Source organism: Tardiphaga sp. 841_E9_N1_2 (assembly GCF_051811065.1).
GTDB classification, from domain to species: domain Bacteria; phylum Pseudomonadota; class Alphaproteobacteria; order Rhizobiales; family Xanthobacteraceae; genus Tardiphaga; species Tardiphaga robiniae.
This window is the reverse complement of record NZ_JBPWQC010000001.1, coordinates 4,029,084-4,048,000: the sequence shown is the minus strand read 5'-3', so window position 1 is coordinate 4,048,000 and position 18,917 is coordinate 4,029,084. Positions and strand designations below refer to the sequence as shown.

Annotated in this window: 16 protein-coding genes; 8 read left to right on the top strand and 8 right to left on the bottom strand. The window is 58.0% G+C overall.

Annotation, left to right across the window (positions count from 1 at the left end; translation table 11 throughout):
• Window positions 1–17: 17 nt before the first annotated feature.
• Entirely contained in the window at window positions 18–422 is a 405-nt protein-coding gene (locus AB8A50_RS19460) for a carboxymuconolactone decarboxylase family protein (protein ID WP_068729678.1), read from the top strand.
• A gap of 163 nt (window positions 423–585) precedes the next feature.
• Here the strand turns inward: AB8A50_RS19460 and AB8A50_RS19455 are convergent, their stop codons facing one another.
• Together AB8A50_RS19455 and AB8A50_RS19450 are read right to left on the bottom strand one after the other, a co-directional pair.
• Window positions 586–1,137, bottom strand: coding sequence for a DUF1269 domain-containing protein (locus AB8A50_RS19455; protein WP_093757596.1), 552 nt, complete (start codon window positions 1,135–1,137; stop codon window positions 586–588).
• Between the two features lie 70 nt (window positions 1,138–1,207).
• Window positions 1,208–1,771 (bottom strand): HdeD family acid-resistance protein, encoded by a 564-nt coding sequence (locus AB8A50_RS19450; RefSeq protein WP_439078639.1) that lies wholly within the window; start codon window positions 1,769–1,771, stop codon window positions 1,208–1,210.
• Window positions 1,772–2,797: 1,026 nt separating this feature from the next.
• Here AB8A50_RS19450 and AB8A50_RS19445 point away from each other — a divergent pair.
• The gene (locus AB8A50_RS19445; RefSeq protein WP_439078638.1) at window positions 2,798–4,624 is read left to right on the top strand and encodes a metallophosphoesterase family protein; all 1,827 of its coding nucleotides are present in this window, start codon (window positions 2,798–2,800) and stop codon (window positions 4,622–4,624) included.
• Between the two features lie 175 nt (window positions 4,625–4,799).
• Window positions 4,800–5,270: a DUF992 domain-containing protein gene (locus tag AB8A50_RS19440; RefSeq protein WP_439078637.1), complete on the top strand. Its 471-nt coding sequence runs from the start codon at window positions 4,800–4,802 to the stop codon at window positions 5,268–5,270.
• A gap of 2 nt (window positions 5,271–5,272) precedes the next feature.
• On the opposite strand, the gene AB8A50_RS19435 is transcribed toward AB8A50_RS19440, so the two are convergent.
• Entirely contained in the window at window positions 5,273–5,572 is a 300-nt protein-coding gene (locus AB8A50_RS19435) for a hypothetical protein (RefSeq protein ID WP_439078636.1), read from the bottom strand.
• Window positions 5,573–5,671: 99 nt separating this feature from the next.
• Window positions 5,672–6,355, bottom strand: coding sequence for a hypothetical protein (locus AB8A50_RS19430; protein ID WP_439078635.1), 684 nt, complete (start codon window positions 6,353–6,355; stop codon window positions 5,672–5,674).
• Window positions 6,356–6,828: 473 nt separating this feature from the next.
• On the opposite strand from AB8A50_RS19430, the gene AB8A50_RS19425 reads away from it, so the two are divergent.
• Together AB8A50_RS19425 and AB8A50_RS19420 are read left to right on the top strand one after the other, a co-directional pair.
• Window positions 6,829–7,374, top strand: coding sequence for a hypothetical protein (locus AB8A50_RS19425; RefSeq protein ID WP_439078634.1), 546 nt, complete (start codon window positions 6,829–6,831; stop codon window positions 7,372–7,374).
• A 108-nt stretch (window positions 7,375–7,482) separates the two neighbouring features.
• Complete coding sequence (locus AB8A50_RS19420; protein WP_439078633.1) at window positions 7,483–8,922, top strand: basic amino acid/polyamine antiporter; 1,440 nt, start codon at window positions 7,483–7,485, stop codon at window positions 8,920–8,922.
• A gap of 16 nt (window positions 8,923–8,938) precedes the next feature.
• Here the strand turns inward: AB8A50_RS19420 and AB8A50_RS19415 are convergent, their stop codons facing one another.
• The 4 genes from AB8A50_RS19415 to AB8A50_RS19400 all read right to left on the bottom strand — a co-directional run bounded on the left by AB8A50_RS19415 (window position 8,939) and on the right by AB8A50_RS19400 (window position 12,394).
• A complete protein-coding gene (locus AB8A50_RS19415; protein WP_439080003.1) occupies window positions 8,939–10,054 on the bottom strand; it encodes an AI-2E family transporter in 1,116 nt (371 codons plus the stop codon).
• A 24-nt stretch (window positions 10,055–10,078) separates the two neighbouring features.
• Window positions 10,079–10,714, bottom strand: a complete 636-nt coding sequence (locus AB8A50_RS19410) for a response regulator transcription factor (protein ID WP_093757590.1) — start codon at window positions 10,712–10,714, stop codon at window positions 10,079–10,081.
• A 131-nt stretch (window positions 10,715–10,845) separates the two neighbouring features.
• Window positions 10,846–11,475 carry a response regulator transcription factor gene (locus AB8A50_RS19405; protein ID WP_439078632.1) on the bottom strand — a complete coding sequence of 210 codons (630 nt, stop codon included), beginning with the start codon at window positions 11,473–11,475 and terminating at the stop codon, window positions 10,846–10,848.
• Between the two features lie 121 nt (window positions 11,476–11,596).
• A complete protein-coding gene (locus AB8A50_RS19400) occupies window positions 11,597–12,394 on the bottom strand; it encodes a sensor histidine kinase (protein WP_439078631.1) in 798 nt (265 codons plus the stop codon).
• Window positions 12,395–12,920: 526 nt separating this feature from the next.
• Between AB8A50_RS19400 and AB8A50_RS19395 the strand changes: the two genes are divergently transcribed.
• The 3 genes from AB8A50_RS19395 to AB8A50_RS19385 all read left to right on the top strand — a co-directional run bounded on the left by AB8A50_RS19395 (window position 12,921) and on the right by AB8A50_RS19385 (window position 18,897).
• Window positions 12,921–14,042, top strand: coding sequence for an efflux RND transporter periplasmic adaptor subunit (locus tag AB8A50_RS19395; protein WP_439078630.1), 1,122 nt, complete (start codon window positions 12,921–12,923; stop codon window positions 14,040–14,042).
• Window positions 14,039–17,104, top strand: a complete 3,066-nt coding sequence (locus AB8A50_RS19390) for an efflux RND transporter permease subunit (protein WP_439078629.1) — start codon at window positions 14,039–14,041, stop codon at window positions 17,102–17,104. The genes AB8A50_RS19395 and AB8A50_RS19390 overlap by 4 nt, the downstream gene beginning before the upstream one ends.
• A gap of 362 nt (window positions 17,105–17,466) precedes the next feature.
• On the top strand, window positions 17,467–18,897 hold the full coding sequence (locus AB8A50_RS19385; RefSeq protein ID WP_068729654.1) for a basic amino acid/polyamine antiporter: 1,431 nt from the start codon (window positions 17,467–17,469) through the stop codon (window positions 18,895–18,897).
• The last annotated feature ends 20 nt before the right edge of the window (window positions 18,898–18,917 follow it).

Here is an 18,917-nt window from a genome sequence, read left to right as displayed (position 1 = left end):
AACGGAAGGACTACAATATGAGCTACGATCAGACGATCACCCTGGGCGGGATGTTCGATATCGGTCTTGCCGCACGGCGCGAAGTGCTTGGTGCGGCCTATGTCGACAAGTCGATGCAGTCGACCAATGACTTCATGATGTCGTTCCAGCACATCACCACCGAATGGTGCTGGGGCTATGCGTGGAATCGTCCGGGCCTCGATCGCAAGACCCGCAGCATGCTGAACCTTGCAATGCTGACGGCGCTGAACCGCGCGCCGGAAATCAAGCTGCACACGCGCGGCGCAATCACCAATGGCGTCACGGTTGACGAGATCAAGGAAGTGCTGCTGCACGCCACGGTCTATTGCGGTATCCCGGCCGGCCTCGATGCGTTCAAGGCCGCGAATGAAGTACTCAAGGAAATGGGCAAGGTGGAGTAGGTCGCCGGCCTGACAACGACACCTCAAACGCAAATTCAACAGTCCGCTTGATCCGCGCAAGATCAGGCGGACTTCGTTATTCGCGGCGATGATACGCACAAGAGCAATCGGCGCAGATATCTACGCCGGACGCTTCTGTTGTACTCATGCCAGTCCCGCAAACTCAGGCAGCGGGCTTGGATGCCGTGGACGTGGATGCCGCTGGTGCTGCCTGAGCCTGGGGCTCGGTTGTGGCCTTGGCGAGCGCGTTCCTGAGCGCCTGCTCCTTGGCATCGTCTAGGGACGTCTTCAGCACAGTGCCGCCGGCGTCCTGGATTTCCTTGAGCACCTTGTCTGCAGTGATGCTCTTGATGAGAACGAACAGCGCCGCATTTCCCGGCTGAAGGTTTGCCGATAGCTCCTTCATGAAGTCGTCATTGATGCCATAGTCCGTCAGTGCGCCGCCCAATGCACCGGATGCGGCGCCCAGTGCCACGCCGAGAAGGGGATTCAGGAACAGTACGCCGATCAATAATCCCCAGAAGCTGCCGGAGGCCGCACCGGCCATGGTGGTGTTCATCAACTGGTTCAGCTTGACCGGACCGGCTTCCGTTTTAACCGCGATAACGGCATCGCTGATCGTGATCAGATATTCCTTCTGCAGCTTGAACAGACGCTGCCGCACCTCTTCGGCTTTTGCCTCGGATGGATAGATGATCGCAACGAGATCTGACATTTCCAATCCTCCTGACTAAGAGATTTCTATTCCGCCACGTGGTCTGCGTCGTTGATGGTTCCTTCTGCGGCTATGCTGCCTTGGTTCTCAGCTGCCACGCGTAAGCGAGCCACGCCAAACCGTGAGAGATCATGTCGACGGCCAGCAGGGAGCCGAGTACCCACAGGCCTGTCCTGGGAAAACCTGTCAGAATAACCAGACCTGCCAGAACGCCGAACAGTCCTGAAGCCAGCATGATCCAGCCCCCTTTGCTCCAGCGGCTAAATCCGAGCAGTGCGCGAATGACGCCGGAAACCAGCAGCAAAATACCGAGGACATAGGTGAGGATGATTGCGCTGGCGACGGGCTGTTGCACCAGAACGATGCCGAATGCGATATAGAGAATGGCGAGGAGGATTTGCCACAGAAATCCTCCCCATCCCTTGGTCCAGAACGCATGGATCATTTCGAACACGCCAGCGGCAATGGCCGTCCAGCCGATGAACAGCGTGCTGATGACAGTGGCGAGAACGACGTCGCCGAGGATCAGGAGCCCGGCCAAAATCAGAACGATGCCAAGCAGTACGCATATCCAGAACGGCGGTGAAGACAAGCCGGTGACGCTTACCGAGGAACTATTGCCATACGTCGTCATCTTGTCCTCCCGCTCCTGCGCTGCTTTTGCGCTATGATTTGAGGCCGCCCGTGTCACAGCGCATGCGCTTCACACCATCAGCGCCAAGCGCAGACGCGGCGACCATGGCGCCACCAACACACACGGCGACGACGTCGCCACGATCGATGCGGGTGGTGAAGGACCCTGCGTGGCGGCCGGCCTGCCACAACCACCTGGGCGTTTTCGGTGAGCGGCTCCAACTTGTTGGCAAGGTCTTTCTGCAGCGGGATTGGCGCGGCCTTGGCAGTCGTCAGAAAGACGCTCGTGCCAAGCCCCGTGGCGACCGCGCTGAACAGAAGGCCCTGCAAGAGGTTTCGCCGATCCATCGCTTCCATAGAACTTCTCCTTTCAAGAATAGAAAAGGAACGTCAGGGATATAAGGAGGAACCGGAACTGCACGGCAGAGCCGATAATCGTAGCGACTCCGAATGGCGACGGCATCGGAAGATCAACGGTGAGGCGCGGACGTGCATGGGCCCGCAAATGGCGGCCGCGAATGATAGTTCACCCATGAAAGCTGTTGTGAAGCGGCGACGGGTTTCAGGCGCCAGCCCTTGAACAGTCTCCGACCAGGTCGATTGCCCAGTCGGGACATCAGGCCGTTCAGCCTGTGTTGCGATCGATTGCGAGTCCATGGGACTCCGTTCCGGCTTTTTATCAGCCTGATTTTTGATATCGCACGGGGCGAATGGATATTACCAAAGGCGTAGTCCGTCAATCAGAACGGGAAGATGCGCTCGATATGGGTATGCCTCGCTGTCTCAATTTTCAGAAGTCTTGAACCGCCTAATTAGATCTGCATGCCGCAACATGTTTGAGAAATTGAGTGATATTTTCAGTGACCTGTCTCTATTTGCCGCGCTCATCTCTCGCCATGCTTCGGTAATTACATCATACGAGCGGTGATGTTGCATCGGGTCAAACCCTGACGCGCGCGGATGTCGTCGAAGATATGATAGCGTCACTCTGGTGACAGGAACATGCCTGCTCACAAGAGGCGATGCCATGAAGAGAGGGGATGCGGGAGACGACGAGCCAACGAAGGAGTGGAACAGGGAAACGATCGACCCGCGTAGGGGCGATATCGAGGACGATGCCGCCAGTCCTGAACAGCGAACCCTGCTCTCGATGGCCGGGAGCCTGCTTGTTGAAGTCAGTCTGCCGAAGCTCCTGTTTGCCTGGACGGTATCGTTGTTATTGCCAGCGGTGTCGTTGGGCCTCGCGGCATTGGTCGCCTCTGCCTGGCTCTCAACTCTGTCGGACAAGGTTCTCGTCCTGACGGAGATCGGCGCGGTGCTGGTGGCAATCGGAATCGTCGCGCTGGGCTGGATCGGCTGGAAGCCTCTGTTTCGGGTCGCCGAGACCAACTTCTGGTCTCTTAATGCGCTTGCTGTCCAGCCTGGATATGTTCTCGGCCGCGAGGGCTTGCAGCATCTGACGGAGAAGATGCTGGGGAGACATCTGACCGTGCGTGGAAGAGCGCGCTTGCGCGCGGTGAATTCGGCCGCGGCAGGAATCGCCATCTCCATTTGTGCCGTGGCGGCGGCAATCTGGGCGTGGCCAGCCTCGCGCTGGACAGGAGGCCTTGAAGATCTTGGTGTTCCTCATCGTTTGATCATTCCAACGCTGGCAAATGCCGCAGTCTTGATATGCGGCTATCTTGCCGGCGCATCGCTTGTCTGGGGTCTGGCCGATGCCCGTATGGCGCAGCCGGTGGACATTGTCGCGTTCGATGCAGCGCCGGCGCATGCCAGGATCTGGCGTGTGGCTCATTTGTCGGACCTCCATGTGGTCGGCGAACGATATGGTTTTCGCATTGAAAGCGGGCGTGCCGGACCGCAGGGAAATGAGCGTCTGCAGCAGGTGATGGCGCGGCTAGCCGCCATTCACGCCGTTGATCCGCTCGACCATGTGCTTGTCAGCGGCGATATGACCGATGCCGGACGGGCGACTGAATGGGCGGAGTTTCTGGACGTCCTGTCGCGATACCCGGACCTCGCTGCGCGCATGTTTGTACTGCCCGGAAATCACGACATCAATATCGTGGACCGGGCGAATCCGGCACGGCTGGATCTCCCGTTCAGCCCGGGTAAACGGCTGCGGCAGGTCCGCACGCTTTCGGCCATCGCTGCCATTCAGGGCGATCGCGCGTTTGTTGTGAAAGACGGAAAAGGTCATACAACGACACTCAACGACGTGCTGGCGCCGTATCGCCGTCAGATGGCCGATTTCGCGGATCTCGGTGGTCTGCAGCGTGCAGCGCGGTTACGTGGGGTCTTCGATGACTTGTATCCGATGGTGGTTCCGCCTCTGGAGGAGAATGGACTCGGCATAGCGCTGCTCAATTCCAATGCTGAAACACATTTCTCCTTCACCAATGCACTTGGCCTCGTCTCGATCGAGCAGACCCGCCGGCTGGAGGCCTTTATCGCTCAGTTCCCGAAAGCGCGTTGGATAATCGGATTGCACCATCACCTGATGGAGTATCCGATGCCAGTGACTGCGTTCGCTGAACGCATCGGCACGGCTGTGATCAACGGCAGCTGGTTTGTACGTCGGCTGAAGGCCTTTGCTGATCGGGCCGTCGTCATGCACGGGCATCGCCATATCGACTGGATCGGCACCTTTGGCGCACTGAAGGTTATTTCGGCGCCGTCACCGGTCATGGCCGCTGCTGATGCGACGAGCACGCACTTCTATATTCACAGGCTTGCGGCAGGGCCGGATGAGCAGCTTTGCTTGCTTGAGCCGGAGCGGATCGACGTGCTGGCGGGCGCGCGTGACCGTGCGGATGCGGTGGGGAATACGACCGCCAGCTCATCGATCAAGTAACGCTGTCACGCGCAATCTTCTGCGGAAATGGCTCGACCAGAACGATCGCGCCGAACCGCGTCGTAACTATTCGAATCGAAATCGAATCAGCTTGTGAGTTGTGTCTGACGTGACGAACTTGCGGTGCTGAATAGCCACTGCCATATTCATTCTCGCGCAGAAAGTGGAGGCTCCCATGATCAAGAAGGCCCTGCTTGGACTTTTCGGTGCATCCCTTTTGCTTTGCGTTTCATCGCTGCCGGCTTCCTCTGCCGCATTCAGGGCAGGAACGCTGACATGTATGAGCAATCCCCGGATTGGCCTGATTATCGGCTCGCGTCAGACGCTGCGATGCGTGTTCAGGGTGCGAAATGCGTCACGGCAGTACATCTATGAGGGAACGGTGCGCCGTATCGGCCTGGATCTCGGGGTGACTCCGTCGAGCGCGCTGGTCTGGCGGGTCTTCGCCCGAAACTCACAGGTCGGCCGGGGCACGCTCCGTGGAAATTACGTCGGCGCGAGTGGCAGCGTTGCGTTTGGCCCGGGTCTGGGCGCTAATGTTCTGATCGGGGGATCTCGCAGGACCGTGATGCTCCAGCCACTGTCGCTTGAGCGCCAGATCGGTGTGAGCCTTGCCGCGGGCATAGCGACGCTGACGTTACGCTAGCGTCACTGAACTGATTTTTGTTGCCGGCGCAGCCGCAATTGTCGCTCGCTCGGAGGTCGCGGCATGGCGTGCAAGCGTGGTCGCCCTCTGCGGTGCAGTGTCTGTCCTTGAGGTTGCCGCGGTTGTTCGACGTTGAGCGGTGACGCTGGTGTCTTCAGGCGGTTGGTGCGGACATCGTCCCGAATGGCTTCAGAATCCAGCCTTTGACCACGCTCGACGGAGTCGCGAGGGTCTGCAGTCGCGGAGAACGCAGCGCACAAGAAAATCACCCCTGAACCTGCCGCAGCAATAAAGCGTTTCATGATATCTCCTGTTGAGGATCGCTCCGAACGGAAACTCTTAAATGAGAAAGCTGCGCATCTCCATGCGGCCTAACGCAGCTTCCTGGTTTGTCAGATCCGCTAATCGTCGCTTAGCCCAAGGCGCCGGCGAGCTGCTTCGATGTCCGATGTATCTTCGTCCGATGTGTCTTTGTGATCGGCAACCGGATCGCCCGGCGAGGCGGGCCGTGAAGACGCCGTTCGCTCAGGTCGACGCGTATCCGTCCGGAGCGACCAGAAAGCCATGGCAAGGCCGATCACGAAGACCACAACCAAAATCAGAAAGAGCGCCGATTGCTTGATCCAGGAGATCGCGGGAACTGCCAGAGCCATTGAGAGGCCGAGAAAGCCCATTTGCAGCGACATAAGGTTCAGGCCGGCGAGAAAAGTGCCAAGCGCCAGCAACATCAAAAGCACGAGACTCGTCGCAGGCGCAGGCAGAAGCTGTTGAACGCCTGCCAGCAGCATGATGTTCATCGTAACAAGAACAGCGATCCAGTGAAGCGCTTGGGTCCATACCAGTCGAACCCGGGCCTGCCTGTCGTCGAGCTCGGTCCATTCAGTCACGACGCATACAACACCAATTGCGAGGGCGAGGAACTCCCAATAGCCAATGAGCGGTTTGCCTGAAAAATTCGTATAGGCCACGCCTGCAATTGCCAGCGCGAGAATGGCAAGAAAGGGGAACTGCCTGAGGACAATGCTTCTCGTTCTGAAGCGAATGTCCTCAGTATCCCGGCTCGGCGGCAGGTCCAGTTCACTCATCGACGATCCAGTCGTAATTCTGTCCGCTGTCGCGAACACCGAAACGGCGCGGCCTCCTTCAAAAAGCTAGCCTATGCTTCTGTGAGGCCGATGCGATATCGGATGATCACCTTAGGGGACCTAGGAGATTTGCCGATGAGTTCGCAGGTGCCATTCGTTTCCAGCCGGGGTGAGGCGTCGCCGGACGCAACAAGTGCGGGCGCAATCGGCGTTCCCTAATCTGGATCCTGCATCTCGCCCTAGGGGAAACACCTGATTGTATTGGTGGTAGCGTCAATGGTCTGTTGGGACAGCTCGCCCCGTCGGACATTCCATGCGACGGCCGCGCAGTGACAAAAGTGCAGCGAGCGCCCCAACGCGGTGGAGAAACTGCTTTGAGCGATGCCGCGCCAGCACGCTGTGTTGCTCGAAGACGATCGAGAAAGGCTATGAGAAACCGTTCGACCGAAGGGGCACAAGTCGGGCGAATAGAAATGAAGCTTCGCAAGGTATCGCAGCTCTTCGATACGCTCGATCCGTCTCCGTTCCGCGAGACTGATCTCGCGCTACAGGCTGAAGATTATATCGTTGATCGCGCGCTGGAGTTTTCCGACCGTGTCCCAATTGAAATCGTCATCTATCTGCCGCCTGAAGAACTGCGGAAAACGCATGTATCCGATATCGCAGCCGCGGTCAGATACTACTTTGGCCTTCGAAGCCAGGCCGTCTCACGTGAACTGAGCGAGTTATTCAAGACCGGCCGGCTGTCACTCGTCGTCGGAATGGTGGTCCTTTTCATTTGCCTCTTGCTCGGCTGGGTCTTCGCTCAGCGAATGACGGAGGGACCGTTTTCAAGGGTTCTGTCAGAGAGCTTTCTTATTCTGGGCTGGGTTGCGATCTGGAAGCCTTCGGAAATCTTTCTTTACGCCTGGCCACCCGTTGCAGCTCGCAGAAAACTCTTTGACCGGCTTTCCAGGGCGGCTGTTCTGCTCGATGAGGACGACACCGTGTTGTCGACTGCAGAAGGTGCAAACGGATAGCCGGAATGATCTCGGAGGGACCCGGAAACGGTGCCCTCCTATTGCTGCGCCAATACCGGTCCTTCTTCATTCGACCGATCGTCTTCGAGCGTCAGGTTCAATAGAAAAATGGGAACATCATCCAATCCATCCGATCAGAAGCTCTCGCGTGGCGCGTTGATTGCGCTCGTGGTCGGCTCGATGGTCGGCTCCGGGATCTTTGCATTACCATCGGCATTCGGTCGCGCCACGGGCGGTCTCGGCGCCCTGATTGCCTGGTGCATCGCCGGCACCGGAATGCTGATGCTCGCTTTCGTCTTTCAGACGCTGTCCCGGCGTCGGCCCGATCTCGATACGGGCATTTTCGCCTATGCTGAAGCTGGCTTCGGTGACTATGCCGGCTTTGCATCTGCGGCCGGTTACTGGATCGGATGCTGCCTTGCCGATGTTGCGTGTCTTGTGCTGATCAAAGCGACATTGGGACAGTTCTTTCCGGTGTTTGGGGATGGCACCACGCCCGTTGCGATCGTGGCCGCTTCGTTGCTGCTCTGGAGCGTTCATATCCTTATCCTCCGGGGCATCAAGGAAGCTGCTGCGCTCAATACGGTTGCGACATTCGCGAAGATGATACCGATACTCCTGTTCATCGTCGTTGCCGCTTTTGCGTTCAAGGCCGACGTCTTCGCGCTCAATTTCTGGGGCGGTGAGGAGCCGAGCTTTGCCAGTGTGTCGAGCCAGGTTCGCAACACGATGCTCGTCACCGTATTCGTGTTTGTGGGGATCGAAGGAGCAAGCGTCTACTCGCGCTATGCAAGGGACCGCAATGATGTCGGGATCGCGACGGTTCTGGGTTTTCTCGGTGTGCTCGCTTTGCTTGTCCTGGTCACCATGCTGTCCTATGGAATTCTGCTGCGCCCGGAGCTGAGCGCGCTCGCGACGCCCTCGATGGCGGGCGTATTGGAAGCGATCGTTGGGCCTTGGGGCAAGGTATTCATCAGCATCGGCCTGCTGATCTCCGTGCTTGGAAATTATCTATCCTGGTCATTGCTCGCCGCCGAGGTTCTCCATTCCGCGGCTGTCAATGGCACGATGCCGCGCTTCCTCACGCGCGAGAACGTCAACAAGGTACCCGCAGGGGCGCTGTGGCTTACCAACTGCCTGATCCAGCTTTTCCTGCTCGTGACCTATTTTGCTGAATATGCCTTCACGCTGGCATTGAAGATGACGAGCTCGATGACGCTCATTCCCTATCTGTTCGTCGCTGCATACGGGCTTAAACTCGCATGGACCGGGGAAACATATCAGACGGAGCCGCGCAGCCGCGCTATTGACTGGGTGCGCGGTGCGCTTGCCACGATTTACGCGGCTGTGATGATTTACGCAGGCGGTCCCACCTTCCTGCTGCTTTCGGCGCTTCTCTATGCGCCGGTCACGATCCTGTTCGTGATCGCGCGGCGGGAGCAGAAAGCAACGGTCTTTGCGTCTGCCGAGGGAATCCTGTTCGGAGCGATCCTCGTGGCAGCCGCTGCTGGCCTCTACAATCTTGCGATGGGCAATATTTCCATCTAGTCGGAGCTTCCCGCGCCTATCTAAGGTGAGGACCGTCGTTCAGGTTATCTCCCAGACAGTCCTCTACATAGAGCCGAAGAACGGCGACGCGCCCGATCGCGAATAGCGGCATCGCAAGCGCAATTCCCAGGACGCCGAATAGAGAGCCGAGCAGGACGATGGCGACCAGCGTCCATGCGGGCGGCAGCTCCACCGCGCGCCGCTGAATGAGCGGGCCGATCACATAGCCCTCGATGGATTGAATAACGGTGTAGATTCCGATGGCCCAGATCACCATCGAGGGACCAAGCGGCATTGCGACCAATCCCACGGGGATACTGGCCAATATCGGGCCGAGATAAGGCACGAAGTTCGACAGACCGGCCTGCAGGCCGAGCAGAAAGGCACTTGGAAGGCCGAGCAAATAGAGCGCCAGCCACACGCAGGCGGTCATCAGAACGATCCGGATCAGTTGCCCCATGAGCCATGAGCGCAGCACGGCGCCCATTTCATCCAGAACAGAGCGCATACGCTCACGCGAGGAGGGTTTGACCAGCAACACGACGCCGTCGCGATAGGCCTGCGGATCGAGCGAAAAGAGAAGGCCGAGAAATATGATGACAAGCGTATTGGCAAGAAAGCTCGAGGCGGTCCCGACGGCCGATTGTGCGTGGCCAAAGAGCTTGTCGTGATCGGGAAACCAGCGGGAGAAGTCGCGCCCTCCGTCCGGGCCGAACAGATCCACGCCAAAAGCGAGAAGACGTTGTTGCAGGACATCCAGTTGTGCGTCCATGACGCGCATCAGGATCCGGGCCTGCTCGGGGATTTTTCCAATCCCCCATATTGTCCCGAGCACGATCACTGCAGTCAGGATGACGATCACGATGGCTAGCCGCCACGCGCGCCCGATCGGAATGTATCGACCAAGCGACCGAGCGCAGGCGTCGAGAAACGATGCAAGCAGGATCGCCGCAAATATGATGAGAAGGCTGGACGACGCGCGCCATGCGAGGAAGATGCCGCTGGCAACACCCAGAATAACGAGTGCTCCCCCGAGGGTCAGCCGCCGGCCGGCGTTCGCTCCTGCCGTCGGAAGATCCTGACTTCGAACGTCCTTGGCTAGGATGGCTTGGTCCACTCTCGGCTCAGGCATGGTCCCCCACACTCTCTATGGCAGCTAGGGTCCAATCAGTTTCATGCGAATTGCATACCGGACCAGTTCGGCAGTGGAGGAAACTCCAAGTTTGCGCATGGCGGATGCGCGGTGGGCTTCGACAGTTTTCACGCTGAGATTCAGTACCGTGCCGACGGACTTGTTGGTGTGTCCTTCGGCGATCAGCTGAACAACGTTTTGCTCGCGTAACGACAGCAGGACTTTCGATTTGTCCTTCTTGCTGGCCAGGTAGTCGTGAAGCAATTTTTCCACGACCACACCGGTGAAGTAAGGCCGGTGATTGAGTAATGCGTCGATCGCTGCAATGAGATGATGTCGCGCATCTGACTTTAACAAGAAGCCTCGTACCCCTGCCAGGAGGGATTCGGTGAGGATTTCATTGCTTTCATGCATTGTCAGGATGAGCACCTCCGTCCGGGGGTAATGCAACTTGATCTGACGGCTCACCTCCAGACCATTCAGGACGGGCATGGAATAGTCGACAATTGCTATATCGGGCTTCAACTCCCTGATCATGGCGACCGCAGCCCTGCCATCGCTCGCTTCTCCGCTCACAGCCCAGTCCGCACGGCTTTCGACGATCGCGCGCAATCCGGATCGCACGACTTCATGATCGTCTGCAATCAAGATCTGCTTCACAGTGCCGTTCCCATTCGTTGGAACCACTGGCCATATCCAATTGACGAAAGCAGCTCGCTAGAACGACCGCCTCGAAATGATATGTGTCACGGCTGCCAAATCCGTGAAGGCCGTCGACCATGTTTGCGCAATTACGCTTCTACTAGATTGTTTCGTACGGCGTACCGAACCAGACCTGCAGTCGATTTTACGTTAAGCTTGCGCATCGCCGCAGCTCGGTGGGTCTCGGTCGTCTTGATGCTCAAATTCAAGGTCTCGCTTACACGCTTGTTGCTGTAACCCTCGGCAACCAGTTTAACGATTGTCTTCTCTCGCGGCGAAAGCGATCGGCCTGTGCCAATATTTCCGTCGGATGATCCGACCATTGTGCCGCAAGTCTCGCCAGCATGAAACGATCTGTGATGCATCAGTGATTCAACGGCTGCCAGGAGCATTTTGTTGGCATCGGATTTTCGCAGGAATGCGCGAACGCCAACTTGAGATGCCTGTAGTTCGAGCGCGATCGAGTCGTGCATCGTGAAGATAAGCACCTCTGTTGGAAGTTTGTACTCCTTCATCCGCCTCGCCACTTCGAGGCCGGTCATGAATGGCATCGAGTAATCAACGATAGCGACATCCGGCTGCTTTTCGATGGCGCAAGCGACAGCTTCTTTACCATCGCGGGCCTCGCCGACGACTTCCCATCCCGGACGTCGTTCCAGAATTGCACGAATTCCAGCCCGCACCGCGTCATGATCATCGGCTATCATAATCTGCTTCATGGTCCTCAGTACTCCGATGTCATTTCCTTACGGGTGGCAAAATACTTTCATCGAGAAGATCCAGCCCTTGGAGTTCGTTGCCCTCGCTGAGCGTCAGATTGTTGAATCCGTTAGCTGACCTTTAGCCATGCGACGGTCGGATCTTCGTCGATCCTCGGCCGCCCTGGTGGATATCCGCTGGCTTGTTTCCTTTGCGCGAGATGGCTCGTGGAATAGTCGCGTACACCGTTGTCCCGCTACATGCCGCTGTGGATGACGAGTGGATCTCAAATGTGCCTCCCATCTGATCCAGTCTTGTTCTCATGGCCGGAATTCCAACACCAAGCGGCACTGCCTTATGGCGATCTCTCGCCTGAGAAATCGGCATTCCGCAGCCATTATCGCTGATCCGAAGCGTGACGTTGGTGTCTGTGGCCTTGACCGAGATATTCACCTGCGTCGCTTTCGCGTGCCTGAAGACGTTCGCGAGCGCTTCCTGGACAACTCTCAGCAATGAGCGCTGCGTTTCGTTAGGCAATGCATCGACCGCGGCATCGATCTTGAGACGCGTTTCCAGCGATGTCCGCGATGAAAGCCCCACCACAAACTCCTCGATCGCCGACTTCAATCCACCGTCGAGCAAATTCTGGGGATGCAGGAGGTAGGTGAAAGCCCTGATTTCCCTAAGGGCCTCACAGATCGACGCGTCGATCTCATCGCAAATTTTTATAGCGCTGCCGATGCCAGCAACGGCGCACCTCATTCGCATCATATTCAAACTAGCTGCCAGCAGATGCTGGCAAGTCGAATCGTGAAGGTCTGATGCAATTCGCTGCTGCATATCCTCCTGAAGCGCTAAGAGCTGCTTACCAGGGCCTGATTTGCCAAGTTTCAATTTTGTTCGTGCACTAGTAGCGCCGTTGAAAGTGTCGTGAACCACGATCTTTTCCCGAACGTGAATTCGACACGAGTCGTCTACCTGAGCCTTGTGGGCCATCATGTAGTCCGATGCATCTTGGATCGAGTGGCGAGTAACCACTAAGGTTAAATGCCATCGTTCTCTTGCGCGAAGTTATCCTTACTAAATACCCTTGATTGAATCGGCGTCAAGTAAGATGTCGCCAGATCGTCCGATGTCGCGACTGACTGTACTCAGTCTCAAAATATACGAAGTAACAATAGAAGTAATTTCAGTTAATTGCCGCGTTTGCTCTGCACAAGGAACCTCATCGTCTTCAACTGAGCGCTTGAATCTTGCTGCGGTTTGAGAGTGTCAGCACGGCGCCAGAGAATCGTTGGTGCGATCAGTAGTTTCCCCGATACCGGGTAGATATCCGCACCCCCAGAATAGTTTGAGTCATAGAAGAATTGGCGGGCAGGCGATCACGCAGGCAAAAGCCAGCTATCTGCTTTTGCGAGGTGGTCAGCGAATCTGGTGTGCAATTTTGCTCAGCGAGGGTTTCTTCATGCCTGCGTATGCGCGTCATGCCTCCCTATGTCGAGTTACACGATATCGGACGATTATAATTATTCTAACCATTGTGCCGGCGTTTCTGCTGACCGCGTGCGGCAGAGAGTCTGATGAAGCCGCTCCTGTCGTGCGGCCCGTGCGTACAGTCACTGTTGCGAAGAGCATTGCGGGCGCTCCGCTTTCATTCACCGGCCGTATCGAAGCGGAAGACGAGGTGGCGCTGGCATTTCGCATCTCGGGCCGACTGATCGAAAACAACGGGAAGACCGGAGATCGGGTGCAGCCCGGTCAGGTCATGGCGCGGCTTGAATCCCAGAATGAATTGAACACGTTGCGCCAGGCTCAGGCGGCTGTCGCGGCCGCGCAGGGGCAGCTGACCCAGGCACGCAATCATTTCGATCGCCAGCAGACACTGCTTGCGCAGGGCTGGACCACCCGCGTCAATTACGACCAGGCAACGCAGGCGCAACAAACCGCCCAATCGCAGGTCGATGCCGCCGAGGCCCAGCTCAAGACGGCACATGATCTGGTGAGCTTTACCGAGCTGAAGGTGGACGCACCGGGCGTCATAACCGCTGTCGGACCTGGCGCTGGAGAAGTTATCCAGGCCGGGCAAATGATTCTCAGGCTGGCGCGGCAAGATGGCCGCGATGCAGTCTTTGACGTACCGGCTCAATTTTTCCGATCGGCACCGAGCGATCCGCAAATAGCCGTCAGCCTGACGGACGATCCCGCGGTGACGGCTCACGGTCGTGTCCGTGAGGTCGGCGCCCAGGCCGATCCCGTCACGCGCACCTTTGAAATCAAGGTTGGCCTGACGGATCCGCCGCCGGCCATGCGGCTTGGCGCGACCGTCGTGGGGCGCATGGAAATGGATGCCGTCCCCATGATCGAGATCCCGGCATCGGCATTGACGAGGGCCAATCAACAGCCCGCAGTCTGGATTGTCGATCTCGCGAGTCGCACGGTTTCTATCCGAAACGTGGACGTCTTGCGCTTCGAGCAAGCGCAGGTCGTGGTGTCTCAGGGACTCGACACGGGGGAGGTCATCGTGACCGCGGGTGTGCAGGCGCTGCACCCCGGCCAGAAAATACGTCTTCTTGGGTCAGAGCAATGACCGGCTTCAACCTCTCGGAATGGGCACTTAAGCACCGTTCCCTGGTGGTTTATGTCATGATTGTTGCCGTTATCTTCGGTGTCCTGTCCTACTTCCGCCTCGGTCGCAGCGAGGACCCGTCATTCATCATCAAGACGATGATCGTTCAGGCGGCATGGCCCGGAGCAACGGTTGAGGAGACCGTCAAACAGGTCACCGAGCGCCTCGAGCGCAAGCTGCAGGAAACACCGCATCTGGACTTCCTGCGCAGTTTCACGCGGGCAGGCGTCACCACGATCTTCGTCAACCTGCAGGGGAACGCGAACGCCAAACAAGTCTCCGACACCTGGTATCAGGTCCGCAAGAACATTGGTGACATCCGCCATACGCTGCCGGCAGGGGTGGTCGGACCCGGGTTTAACGATGATTTCGGCGATACGTTCGGAATTATCTATGGCTTCACGAGCGACGGTTTCACGCACCGCGCGCTTCGCGACTATGTGGAAGACGTCCGCTCGAAGCTTCTTCTAGTCCCCGACGTATCGAAGATCGAGTTGCTGGGAGCTCAGGACGAGCGGATCTTCGTTGAATTTTCGATGAAGGAACTGGCAAGCCTTGGCATCGACCGCACCGCACTGCTGTCCGCTCTCCAGACGCAAAATATCATAAGGCCGGCTGGCACGATTCAAACGGGCGACGAGACGTTATCGCTTCGGGTGTCCGGCGCATTTCAGTCCGAGCAGGATGTTGCTGACATCAACTTCGTTGCTGGCGGGCGCATGATCCGCCTGAGTGACATCGCCCGGATTACGCGCGGCTATTCCGATCCGCCGCAGCCTTTGTTTCGCGTCAACGGCGAGCCAGCCATCGGCCTGGCCATCTCGATGCGTGACGGCGGAGACATTCTCGCGCTCGGCAAGAGTCTCAAGCGGGCGATGGCCGCGATCACGGCGGATCTTCCGATTGGCATCGAACCGAAGCTCATTGCCGATCAGGCTGTCACGGTCGAGAACGCCATCTCCGAATTCATGATGTCGCTGCTGCAGGCAATTGCGATCATTCTCGTGGTGAGTTTTATCAGCCTCGGCGTGCGCCCGGGCCTGATCATTGCGCTGTCCATACCGCTGACACTCGCCATCGTGTTCCCGATCATGAAGCTTGCCGGAATCGACATGCAGCGCATATCGCTCGGCGCGCTCATTATCGCCCTCGCGCTCCTCGTCGATGATGCCATGACCACCACGGATGCTACCCTGAATCGCCTGGCGGAAGGCGACGACAAGGTCCAGGCGGCCAGCTTTGCCTTTCGCACCTATGCATTCGCCATGCTGGCGGGAACGCTGGTGACCATCGCGGGCTTCGTGCCCGTCGGTTTTGCCGCGAGTTCTGCGGGAGAATACACGTTCTCCCTCTTTGCCGTTGTCAGTATCGCGCTGATCGTCTCCTGGTTCGTTGCCGTGATCTTTGCTCCGCTGATGGGCGTTGTCATCCTCAAGCCGCCGAAGGATCGCAAGACGGATGCCCCCGGCAGAGTTTTCAGGTGGTATCGCGGCTTCCTGATATTCGCCATGCGGGCGAAATGGCTGACCATCGCGCTCTCGCTGGTTCTTTTCGTCGGCTCGTTTCTTCTTCTCCCGTTCATCCCCCGGCAATTCTTTCCGTCGTCCGATCGTCCGGAGTTGCTCGTCGATATCAGCCTGCCGCAGAACGCATCCATCTATGCCAGCCAGACAGCGGCACAGAGATTCGATGCCGCCCTGAAGGGCGACCCGGACGTTGCGCGCTGGAGCACCTATGTGGGCCGCGGTGCCATCCGGTTCTACCTTCCGCTCAATGTTCAGCTGCCCAATGATTTTTTTACCCAGTCGGTGGTCGTCGCAAAGGATGTCGCAGCGCGTGAACGTATCCGCGCAAAGCTGGAGACGCTTCTGGCCGATGATTTTCCCAATGCGATTACACGGGTCTCGCCTCTTGAGCTTGGGCCGCCGGTGGGCTGGCCCGTCCAATATCGCGTCAGTGGTCCTGACGCAGGCATGGTGCGCGAAATTGCGTTCAAGCTTGCGCAAGTCATCGCCGCCAATCCCAAGGCGAATGGCGTCAATTTCGACTGGATCGAGCCGGCAAGGCAGGTACGTATTCGGGTCAATCAGGACAAGGCCCGGTTGCTCGGGCTGAGTTCTCAAGCCCTGGCAGGCGTGCTGAATACGGTCATCTCAGGCACCACGGTCACCCAGGTTCGCGATGATATCTATTTGATCGATATCGTTGCGCGCGCGGTCGATGACCAGCGCGTCTCGTTGCCCAACTTGCGCAATTTGCAAGTTCCGCTGCCAGGCGGGCAGACGGTTTCGCTCAGCCAGTTTGCAACTTTCGAATACGAGCAGGAATATCCCCTGATCTGGCGGCGTGATCGTGTCCCGACCCTCACGGTGCAGACGGATATCACTGCCGGTGCAATTCCGGAATCCGTCGTCAACTCGCTGACGCCGGCCGTTGCCGCGTTGTCGAAGACCATTCCAGCATCCTACAGGATCGTGGTTGGGGGCACGGTCGAAGAAAGTCAGAAATCGCAAGCGTCGGTCATCGCCGTTGTGCCGGTGATGCTACTGATCATGTTTACGGTCCTCATGATCCAGCTCCAGAGCTTTCAGCGGCTGTTTCTCGTCCTGAGCGTCGCGCCCCTTGGGCTCATCGGCGTGGTCGCCGCCCTTCTGCTGTCGGGCCGTCCGCTCGGTTTCGTCGCGATTCTGGGGATTCTCGCACTGCTCGGCATGATCACGAAAAATGCGGTGATCCTGATCGGTCAGATCGACGCCGAACGCGATGAAGGGAAAAGCGTGTGGGACGCCGCGCTGGATGCCTCGAGTTCTCGTTTTCGCCCGATCATGCTGACGGCCGTGTCGACCGTGCTCGGCATGATACCGATCGCTCCGACGGTGTTCTGGGGCCCGATGGCCTTTGCGATCATGGGTGGGCTGTTGGTTGCGACGGTTCTCACTCTGATCTTTCTGCCCACATTGTATGTGGCATGGTTCGGGGGAAAAGAGAGGGCGCCGGGGCCGCTCCGATCGGCGCAAGCATAGTCAGATCGTATCTGTTTCACGCCGGACGCTTCGGCACTTAGGGTAACTCCCGGTCTTCAACCTAGGGCATCACCCGATATCGTGGTGCGTCCCGAATGTGCTCTTCTTTCCAGTAGTTGATGTTGGAAGGGGACGCCGGTGCAGGACCTGATGTTGTTTACATCTGCCCGCGCCTTGCGCGCACCGGCGTGGCTCCTGCGCCCGCCTTGTGAGGCTGCGCAACACAATCGGTGCGCACGCTCTTCGTGGCCAAACTTTCCTCAATCCCGTCGCCGCATCTTGCAGACCCCGGTCGCAGGTGGTCGCCTGCATGTCCCATTTGCCGCAGGCCGACCGCTTCTGCACATGGGAGTGCTTTGGCCATGAGCAATGCAGGCGACCAGAAATTGCCGCTTTGGACGCTCACGGCCATGGTGGTCGGCGGGATGGTCGGCGCCGGCGTGTTTTCGATACCGCGAAATTTTGCGCAGGCCACCGGCATCTATGGTGCGCTGATAGCGTGGGCCGTCGCTGGTGCCGGCATGCTGATGCTGGGATTTGTGTTTCAGACATTGGCCAACCGCAAGCCGGATCTCGATGCGGGCGTCTACGCCTATGCGCGGGAGGGGTTCGGGCCCTATGTCGGCTTCTTCTCCGCCTTTGGCTACTGGGCCAGTGCTTGCGTCGGCAACGTATCCTACTGGATTTTGATCAAGTCGACGCTCGGCGCGCTGTTCCCCGCGCTCGGTCAGGGCAATACGGTCACTGCCATCGCACTATCGTCGGTCGGTGTCTGGGCGTTCCATTTCCTTGTGCTGCGCGGCGTCAAGGAGGCGGCAGCGATCAACAAGATCGTGACGATTGCCAAACTCATTCCGCTGCTGTTGTTCGTCGTCCTGTCGATCTTCTTCTTCAAACCGGATGTGTTCGTCGGAAACCTCTGGGGCGGTGCAAGCGGGGACTACGGAAATCTCTTCGCGCAGATCAAGGCGACGATGCTGGTAACGGTCTTCGTGTTTCTCGGCATCGAAGGCGCCAGCAACTACTCCCGCTTCGCGCAACGGCGCGAGGACGTCGGTATTGCGACTGTGACGGGATTTTTGGCCGTGTTGGCCTTGTTCGCGTCGGTGTCCATTCTAGCATACGGCATCCTCCCCCGCGAAGAACTGGCGCAACTGCGTCAACCCTCAGTTGGCGGCGTGCTCGAAGCGGCCGTTGGTCATTGGGGTGCGATCTTCATCGGCATCGGCGTGATTATCTCGGTGCTCGGGGCCTATCTTGCCTGGACCCTGATGGCCGCCGAAGTGCTGTCGGTTGCGGCGAAGAGGCAAGACATGCCGGCCTTCCTGGCACGTGAAAACGCAAATCAGGTTCCGTCAATGGCGCTCCTGATGAGCACATTGCTCGTTCAGGCTGTTCTCATCGCGACGTTGTTTTCCGACGATGCCTTTACCTTCGCTCTCTCGCTGTGCAGCCACCTGTCGCTGATTCCGTATTTCCTCTCGGCGGCGTTCGCGTTGATGCTGGTCTATCGCAAGGAGACTTACGAGACCGATCCAAGCGATCTTCGGAAGGACACGATCATCGCTGTCCTGGCGACTGCCTACACGATCTTCCTTCTGTTCGCCGGCGGTATGAAATTTCTGCTGCTTGGCTTCATCATCTATGCGCCCGGCACGATCCTGTATTTCATCACGCGGAGGGAGCTCAACAAGCAGCTCTTCACTCCGGCAGAATGGGTCCTGTTCGGCGTCGCTGTCGTCGGATGCGTAGTCGGCATCCACGGTCTCGCCACCGGCTATATCAGCATCTAGGAAATCGATGGGAGTTCATG